Annotated in this window: 8 protein-coding genes and 1 tRNA gene; all 9 read left to right on the top strand. The window is 58.9% G+C overall.

Going from position 1 to position 8,450, the window contains the following annotated elements:
• The first annotated feature begins 172 nt into the window (after positions 1 to 172).
• Positions 173 to 248: transfer RNA gene (locus AACZ55_RS14520), tRNA-Trp, on the top strand.
• A 215-nt stretch (positions 249 to 463) separates the two neighbouring features.
• Complete coding sequence (secE, locus tag AACZ55_RS14515; RefSeq protein WP_338610392.1) at positions 464 to 658, top strand: preprotein translocase subunit SecE; 195 nt, start codon at positions 464 to 466, stop codon at positions 656 to 658.
• A 35-nt stretch (positions 659 to 693) separates the two neighbouring features.
• On the top strand, positions 694 to 1,224 hold the full coding sequence (gene nusG, locus AACZ55_RS14510; RefSeq protein ID WP_338610394.1) for a transcription termination/antitermination protein NusG: 531 nt from the start codon (positions 694 to 696) through the stop codon (positions 1,222 to 1,224).
• Positions 1,225 to 1,351: 127 nt separating this feature from the next.
• Positions 1,352 to 1,780, top strand: coding sequence for a 50S ribosomal protein L11 (gene rplK / locus AACZ55_RS14505; protein ID WP_338610396.1), 429 nt, complete (start codon positions 1,352 to 1,354; stop codon positions 1,778 to 1,780).
• A 6-nt stretch (positions 1,781 to 1,786) separates the two neighbouring features.
• Entirely contained in the window at positions 1,787 to 2,479 is a 693-nt protein-coding gene (gene rplA, locus AACZ55_RS14500; RefSeq protein WP_338610397.1) for a 50S ribosomal protein L1, read from the top strand.
• A 332-nt stretch (positions 2,480 to 2,811) separates the two neighbouring features.
• Positions 2,812 to 3,327, top strand: coding sequence for a 50S ribosomal protein L10 (gene rplJ / locus AACZ55_RS14495; RefSeq protein WP_338610399.1), 516 nt, complete (start codon positions 2,812 to 2,814; stop codon positions 3,325 to 3,327).
• 60 nt (positions 3,328 to 3,387) lie between these two features.
• Entirely contained in the window at positions 3,388 to 3,762 is a 375-nt protein-coding gene (gene rplL, locus AACZ55_RS14490) for a 50S ribosomal protein L7/L12 (RefSeq protein WP_338610400.1), read from the top strand.
• Between the two features lie 264 nt (positions 3,763 to 4,026).
• Positions 4,027 to 8,169: a DNA-directed RNA polymerase subunit beta gene (gene rpoB / locus AACZ55_RS14485; protein WP_338610401.1), complete on the top strand. Its 4,143-nt coding sequence runs from the start codon at positions 4,027 to 4,029 to the stop codon at positions 8,167 to 8,169.
• A gap of 91 nt (positions 8,170 to 8,260) precedes the next feature.
• Positions 8,261 to 8,450: hypothetical protein (locus tag AACZ55_RS14480; RefSeq protein WP_339647245.1), on the top strand; the 190-nt coding region annotated here is incomplete at its 3' end.

Below are 8,450 nucleotides of genomic sequence, written 5' to 3'. Positions count from 1 at the left end.
CGTGAAGGCGGCCGCACCGTCGGCGCCGGCGTCGTCTCCAAAATCGTCGCTTAACCGCTTCGATTTTCGCTGGAATTCAGGGGCGGCCTTCGGGTCGCCCTTTCTTTTTGTCTTGTGATTGCAACAGGCTCTTGCGCTGGAAAACCAACTCGACTAGACCATGGCTCGGCACAGGGGTGTAGCTCAGTTGGTAGAGCATCGGTCTCCAAAACCGAGGGCCGTGGGTTCGAGTCCCTCCGCCCCTGCCAGTTCCCACTTGCGGGATAGTGCGATCTGACACCCGGCGTACCCGGCGCTCACGCCCATTTTACGCCGGTTCGCAGCAGCCAAAAAAGATGGTCGCGGGTCTTGCGCTGAAGCGCTCCAGAGACTAAATAGGCCACTCTTGGCCGTGCGATGCGACTCGCGCGGCGATTGCTTATGGACTTAAGCCCCAGATTTAACACCAGGTATCGAGCGGTATATGGCCCGGACTAATCCTTTTACGTTTTTTCAGCAGGTGCGTTCGGAGGTCGGGAAAGTTGTCTGGCCAACCCGCAACGAGACGCTGATCTCGACTGCGATGGTTCTGGCCATGGTGATCTTCGCGAGCCTGTTCTTTCTGGCCGCCGATCAGATCATCCAGTTCTTTGTCGGGTTAATACTGTCCATTCGCTAAAGCGAAGCGGCGGGATCAGGAGCGAAAAAAGCAGTATGGCCAACCGTTGGTACATTGTTCAGGCGTATTCGAACTTCGAGCGCAAGGTTGCAGAAGACATCAGACAGAAGGTTGTCTCAAAGGGCCTCGATCATCTGTTCGAGGACGTTCTTGTGCCGACCGAAAAGGTCACCGAAGTGCGTCGTGGCCGCAAGGTTGACGCCGAGCGCAAGTTTTTTCCCGGCTATGTGCTGGTCAAGATGGAGCTGACCGACGAGACGTTCCATCTCATCAAGAATACACCGAAGGTCACCGGGTTCCTTGGCGCGGACAACAAGCCGCAGCCGATCTCGGAACGGGAGGCGATGAGCATCCTCCAGCAGGTGCAGGAGGGCGTCGATCGTCCCAAGCCTTCGGTTTCGTTCGAGGTCGGCGAGAACGTGCGGGTTTCCGACGGTCCGTTCGCGAGCTTTTCGGGTGTCGTCGAGGAAGTCGACGAGGAGCGCGCACGCCTCAAGGTCGAAGTTTCGATTTTCGGTCGGCCTACGCCGGTCGAACTGGAATACGGTCAGGTCGAAAAGGTCTGACCGGATGCGTCCCGTTAGCGGGGCGAATGATGTGTGGGAGAGGGCGATGGTTGCCATCCATCGATCAAACCTCGGACCACACCGTCACCAAATGGCCGTTTTGGCGGTCTATTGAAAGGAACGAAGCATGGCAAAAAAGATTATCGGTTATATCAAGTTGCAGGTGCCTGCCGGCTCCGCAACTCCGTCTCCTCCGATCGGGCCGGCCCTCGGCCAGCGCGGTCTGAACATCATGGAATTCTGCAAGGCCTTCAATGCGGCCACGCAGGAGATGGAAAAGAACGCGCCGATCCCGGTCGTCATTACCGCTTTTGCGGACAAAAGCTTTACTTTCGAGATGAAGCTGCCCCCGGTCACCTACTTCATCAAGAAGGCGATCAGCCTCAAGTCGGGCTCCAAGCGCCCGGGTCACGATAGCGCCGGCACCCTGTCGCAGGACCAGCTGCGCGATATCGCTGAAAAGAAGATGAAGGATCTCAACGCCGATACCGTTGAGGCCGCAATGAGCATGGTTGCCGGGTCCGCCCGTTCCATGGGCCTTCAGGTTGAGGGGTAATCGGACATGACCAAGATCGCAAAGCGCACCAAGCAGGTTCGGGACGGTATCGACCGCAAGAAGCTCTATGGCGTCGATGAGGCCATCAAGATGGTCAAGGAGCGCGCAACGGCAAAGTTCGACGAGACCGTCGAAGTTGCAATGAATCTGGGTGTTGACCCGCGCCACGCCGACCAGATGGTTCGCGGCGTCGTCAACCTGCCCAACGGCACGGGCAAGACCGTTCGCGTCGCCGTGTTCGCCAAGGATGCCAAGGCCGAGGAGGCCAGGAAGGCCGGTGCTGACATCGTTGGTGCCGACGACCTCGCCGAGGAAATCCAGAAGGGCAACATCAATTTCGATCGCTGCATTGCGACCCCGGACATGATGCCGCTCGTTGGGCGCCTGGGCAAGATTCTGGGCCCGCGCAACCTGATGCCGAACCCCAAGGTCGGCACCGTGACCCCTGATGTCGCCGGAGCCGTCAAGGCTGCCAAGGGCGGCGCAGTGGAGTTCCGTGTCGAAAAGGCCGGTATCATTCACGCCGGTGTGGGCAAGGCTTCGTTCACCGAAGTTCAGCTCGTCGAAAACATCAAGGCGCTGACCGATGCTGTTTCCAAGGCAAAGCCTGCGGGCGCCAAGGGAACCTACGTCAAGCGCGTCGCCGTTTCCTCGACAATGGGCGCTGGCGTCCATGTCGATCCCTCGTCGGTCCTGTAGGGCTGACGAAAAGCCGATTTCGGGCGGTTCCGGCCGCCCGAGATGCCCAAAAGGGACGAAATCCCTTTTGGGTAAAGTCCTGTCCGAGACTGTGTGGTGATGGCGGCTTGCCATCCTAATTGCCGGGGGCTCCCGGTGGCCACCAATAGATGGGGTGATGACCGGACGAGATTTTCGCAGAAATGCGCTCGTTTTGGTTTGAACCGAACTGGCTTTTGGGGCGCGCCCCTTGGACCGGTTTACAGGCACTGCACCGCTGCCCCGATACTGGGACAGCTTATTGCAACGGGTTCGATCCATGTGGGATCGGGCCTAACTCGTGGAGAGTAGCAGTGGATAGAGCGGAAAAAGCTGAGGTCGTCTCCTCGCTCCAGCAGGCATTTGCCGGCTCGGGCGCGGTCGTCGTCGCTCACTATGCCGGTCTGTCGGTGTCTGACTTCGAAAAGCTGCGTGTGCAGATGAAGCAGGCCGGTGGACAGGTTAAGGTCGCAAAGAACCGCCTTGCCAAGCTCGCTCTTAAAGATACCGAAACCGCGGATATCTCGGACCTTCTGACAGGTCCGACGGTTCTTGCCTATTCGGAAGACCCCATCACGGCACCTCGTATTGCCAAGAAGTTCGCCGACACGAATTCCAAGTTCGTGATCCTCGGCGGCGCTATGGGTTCGACCGGACTGGACGCCGATGGCGTCAAGGCTCTGGCCGATCTGCCTTCGCTGGACGAACTGCGCGCCAAGCTCGCCGGTCTGCTCACGCAGCCTGCGACCAACATCGCGCGTCTGGCCAAGGAACCGGGCGCTTCTGTCGCCCGCGTTATCTCCGCTTATTCGGAAAAGGGCGCTGCATAAGGCGGCGCGACCATCCACGGTTCAAACTGAAACCAAAGTTGAAAAGAAAAGGCTGATCAAATGGCTGATCTTGCAAAGCTCGTAGACGATTTGTCTGCACTGACCGTCCTGGAAGCTTCCGAGCTCTCCAAGATGCTCGAAGAAAAGTGGGGCGTTTCTGCCGCCGCTCCTGTTGCCGTTGCTGCCGCTGGCGGCGCTGCACCTGCCGCCGCTGCTGAAGAGCAGACGGAATTCGATGTTGTTCTGACCGCCGCTGGTGATCAAAAGATCAACGTCATCAAGGAAGTCCGTGGCATCACCGGCCTCGGCCTGAAGGAAGCCAAGGACCTCGTCGAAGGCGCTCCCAAGGCTGTCAAGGAAGGTGTCAACAAGGCGGAAGCCGACGACATCAAGGCAAAGCTCGAAGCAGCTGGCGCCAAGGTCGAACTCAAGTAGTTCAACTTATCTGTTGCGGGGTGGCCCATGGGCCACCCTGTTTCCCCGCCTCCTGCTTAGCGGAGCGTGGACGCCACCCGGAATTATAGGGCAGGGCGGAAGTTGCGGAACAAGGCGGATGTTCGGTCCAGGCCACCACGGGCCGGATGGTATCGCCAGAAAAGACACAAGTCATAAAGGGCACCTGTTCAAAGAACCGACGGCTGATTGTCGATTCTTTGAACAGCTGCCTCCGAGACATTCCAGACGAGAGGAAACGGGTACATGGCTACCACGTTCAACGGGCGCCGCAAGGTGCGCAAGTCCTTTGGGTCAATTCGTGAAGTCACGGAGATGCCGAACCTGATCGAGGTGCAAAAGGCATCTTACGATCAGTTCCTGATGGTTGATGAACCTGAGGGCGGACGGGCCGACGAAGGCCTGCAGTCGGTCTTCCGGTCGGTTTTCCCGATCACCGATTTTTCCAATACCGCGTCTCTCGAATTCGTTCGGTTCGAATTCGAGCAGCCCAAATACGATGTCGAGGAATGCCGCCAGCGCGACATGACCTTTGCCGCGCCGCTCAAGGTGACGCTGCGGCTGATCGTGTTCGAGGTCGATGAAGACACCGGCGCGCGCTCGGTCAAGGACATCAAGGAGCAGGACGTCTATATGGGCGATATGCCCTTCATGACGTCGAACGGCACGTTTATTGTCAACGGGACCGAGCGCGTCATCGTTTCCCAGATGCACCGTTCGCCCGGCGTTTTCTTCGATCACGACAAGGGCAAGACCCATTCGTCGGGCAAGCTCTTGTTTGCCGCGCGTATCATTCCCTATCGCGGGAGCTGGCTCGATATCGAATTCGACGCCAAGGACATCGTCTATGCGCGTATCGACCGCCGCCGCAAGATTCCGGTGACGTCGCTGCTCAAGGCCCTGGGCCTTGATGCGGAAGAAATCCTCGATACCTATTACGGCATCCAGACCTACACAAAGAGTGAGAAGGGCTGGAACAAGCCGTTCGACGTCGAAAAGATGAAGGGCACAAAGCCCGTTTACGATCTGATCGACGCCAAGACCGGTGACGTGGTTCACGAAGGTGGAGCGCGCCTGACGGCACGCGCCGCCAAGAAGATTCTTGATTCTGGTGTGACTCATCTGCTGGCCACCGATGAAGACGTCTACGGCATGTACCTGGCCCGCGATATCGTCGACCTTTCCAACGGCGAAATCTTTGCCGAGGCTGGCGACGAAATCGACGAGAAGGTACTGGCTACGCTGGTCGATAAGGGCTTTGACGAACTGCCGATCCTCGATATCGATCACGTCAATGTTGGCGCCTATATCCGCAACACGCTCGCCGTGGACAAGAACGAAAGCCGTGAAGACGCGCTGTTCGACATCTACCGCGTGATGCGTCCCGGTGAGCCGCCCACCATCGATACCGCAGAAGCCATGTTCAATTCGCTGTTCTTTGACAGCGAGCGTTATGACCTGTCCGCGGTTGGCCGCGTGAAGATGAACATGCGTCTCGATCTCGATGCACCCGACACCATGCGTGTCCTGCGCAAGGAAGACATCGTGGCGGTCGTCCGTACGCTGGTCGAACTGCGTGACGGCAAGGGCGATATCGACGACATCGACAACCTCGGCAACCGCCGTGTGCGTTCGGTCGGCGAGTTGATGGAAAACCATTATCGCCTTGGCTTGCTGCGCATGGAGCGCGCCATCAAGGAGCGCATGAGCTCGGTCGAGATCGATACTGTGATGCCCCAGGATCTCATCAACGCCAAGCCGGCAGCGGCCGCGGTGCGCGAGTTCTTCGGTTCGTCCCAGCTCAGCCAGTTCATGGATCAGACCAACCCGCTTTCGGAAATCACCCACAAGCGCCGTCTTTCGGCGCTTGGGCCGGGCGGCCTGACGCGCGAACGCGCCGGCTTTGAAGTCCGCGACGTTCACGTGACCCATTATGGCCGTATCTGCCCGATCGAGACGCCGGAAGGCCCCAACATCGGTCTTATCAACTCGCTGGCGACCTTTGCGCGTGTCAACAAGTACGGGTTCATCGAGACCCCGTACCGCAAGGTCGTGGACGGAAAGGTGACCGACGAAGTCGTCTACCTCTCGGCAATGGAAGAGGCCAAGCATCACGTCGCACAGGCCAATGCCACGCTGAGCGACAGCGGCGAGTTCGTCAACGAACTGGTCGTGGCCCGTCACGCCGGTGAGCCCTCGCTCACCCCGCGCGAGCAGGTCGACCTGATGGACGTTTCGCCCAAGCAGGTGGTCTCGGTTGCCGCATCGCTCATTCCGTTCCTGGAAAACGACGACGCCAACCGCGCTCTGATGGGCTCGAACATGCAACGTCAGGCTGTACCGCTTCTGCGTGCTGAAGCCCCGTTCGTGGGCACTGGCATGGAATCGGTTGTGGCGCGTGACTCGGGCGCCGCGATTGGCGCCTTGCGTACCGGTATTGTCGATCAGGTGGATGCGACCCGTATCGTTATTCGCGCGACCGAAGAAAACGATGCCTCCAAGTCGGGCGTCGACATCTACAATTTGATGAAGTTCCAGCGTTCGAACCAGTCGACCTGCATCAACCAGCGGCCGCTGGTCGTCGTGGGCGATCATGTTCAGGCCGGCGACATCATTGCCGATGGTCCTTCGACCGAGTTGGGCGATCTAGCCCTGGGCCGTAACGTGCTCGTCGCGTTCATGCCCTGGAACGGCTATAACTTCGAAGATTCGATCCTGCTGTCGGAAAAGATCGTTCAGGACGACGTCTTTACCTCGATCCACATCGAGGAATATGAAGTGATGGCCCGTGACACCAAGCTCGGACCGGAAGAAATCACTCGCGATATTCCCAACGTTTCGGAAGAAGCGCTCAAGAATCTCGACGAGGCCGGGATCGTTCACATCGGTGCCGAGGTGCAGGCTGGCGATATTCTGGTGGGCAAGATCACGCCCAAGGGCGAAAGCCCGATGACACCGGAAGAAAAGCTTCTGCGTGCCATCTTCGGTGAAAAGGCTTCCGACGTCCGCGACACCTCGCTGCGCATCCCTCCCGGGGATGCCGGTATCGTGGTGGAAGTGCGGGTGTTTAACCGTCACGGCATCGACAAGGACGAACGTGCCATGGCGATCGAGCGTGAGGAAATCGAACGCCTTGCCAAGGACCGTGACGACGAACAGTCGATCCTCGACCGTAACGTCTATGCACGTCTCAAGGAGATGTTGTTCGGCCGGGCCGCAACGACCGGGCCCAAGGGCTATGTCGCCGGCACCAAGCTCAACGACTCCATCTTTGATGCCCATGCACGGTCCAAGTGGTGGCAGTTTGCCGTCGAAGACGACAAGCTGATGAGCGAGATCGAATCCCTGCAGGGCCAGTACGACGAAAGCCGTCGCCTGCTCGAACAGCGGTTCATCGACAAGGTCGATAAGCTCCAGCGCGGTGACGAGTTGCCGCCAGGCGTGATGAAGATGGTTAAAGTGTTCGTCGCGACCAAGCGCAAGGTGCAGTCGGGCGACAAGATGGCCGGACGTCACGGCAACAAGGGCGTTATCTCGCGCATCATGCCAGTCGAGGACATGCCGTTCCTCGAAGACGGTACGCATGTCGATATCGTGCTCAATCCGCTGGGCGTGCCTTCGCGCATGAATGTGGGGCAGATTCTCGAGACCCATCTTGGCTGGGCGGCTCGCGGAATGGGCCGCAAGATCGATGCGATGATGGACGCCTATCGTCAGTCCAAGGACGTCGCGCCGCTTAAGAAGGAAATCAGCGGGCTTTACGAGGGCGACGACTATGTCGGCGATCTCGACGACGACGGCATCGTCCGTCTGGGCCAGCAGCTTTCCAAGGGCGTTTCCATTGCGACCCCCGTGTTCGACGGGGCCAAGGAAGCCGATATCGTTACCATGCTCGAAAGGGCAGGGCTCGACGGTTCGGGTCAATCGACGCTCTATGACGGCCGTACCGGTGAAGAGTTCGACCGCAAGGTGACCGTGGGCTACATCTACATGCTCAAGCTGCACCACCTTGTGGACGACAAGATCCACGCCCGTTCGATCGGTCCATACAGCCTGGTTACCCAGCAGCCGCTCGGTGGCAAGGCTCAGTTCGGCGGACAGCGGTTCGGCGAGATGGAAGTGTGGGCGCTGGAAGCTTACGGCGCTGCGTACACCTTGCAGGAAATGCTGACCGTCAAGTCGGACGACGTTGCCGGCCGGACCAAGGTTTACGAAGCCATCGTGCGTGGTGATGACACCTTCGAGGCAGGGATCCCCGAGAGCTTTAACGTTCTCGTCAAGGAAATCCGCTCGCTCGGTCTCAATGTCGAATTGACCGATATCGAAGCGGACAATGACGAGGCCGGTGGCGATCCCGAACTCGCACCTCCTGCGGACGCGGCGGAATAATCCGCCGCTCCCATATGAACCGATGCTTTTGGCCCATTAGGGCGGTGCGCAATGGATTTGCTGCACCGTCCGGGTCCCAAGGAGAGACACGATGAATCATCATCAGCACGTCATGGATCCGTTCAACTCGCAGGCGGCTGCGCCGACTTTCGATCAGATCAAGATCAATATCGCGAGCCCGGAAAAGATCCTGTCGTGGTCGTACGGCGAAATCAAAAAGCCCGAGACCATCAACTACCGTACGTTCAAGCCCGAGCGTGACGGCCTGTTCTGCGCGCGCA

The sequence above is a fragment of the uncultured Pelagibacterium sp. genome (assembly GCF_963972885.1).
GTDB lineage: Bacteria > Pseudomonadota > Alphaproteobacteria > Rhizobiales > Devosiaceae > Pelagibacterium > Pelagibacterium nitratireducens.
The sequence above is the reverse complement of the archived record's forward strand: the minus strand, read 5'-3'. Positions and strand labels throughout refer to the sequence as shown.

Excerpts from the sequence above, each read along its gene's own strand:
- rplL (WP_338610400.1), top strand. The coding sequence starts at position 3,388 with ATGGCTGATCTTGCAAAGCTCGTAGACGATTTGTCTGCACTGACCGTC.
- rpoB (WP_338610401.1), top strand. The coding sequence starts at position 4,027 with ATGGCTACCACGTTCAACGGGCGCCGCAAGGTGCGCAAGTCCTTTGGG.
- rplK (WP_338610396.1), top strand. The coding sequence starts at position 1,352 with ATGGCAAAAAAGATTATCGGTTATATCAAGTTGCAGGTGCCTGCCGGC.
- secE (WP_338610392.1), top strand. The coding sequence starts at position 464 with ATGGCCCGGACTAATCCTTTTACGTTTTTTCAGCAGGTGCGTTCGGAG.
- nusG (WP_338610394.1), top strand. The coding sequence starts at position 694 with ATGGCCAACCGTTGGTACATTGTTCAGGCGTATTCGAACTTCGAGCGC.
- rplA (WP_338610397.1), top strand. The coding sequence starts at position 1,787 with ATGACCAAGATCGCAAAGCGCACCAAGCAGGTTCGGGACGGTATCGAC.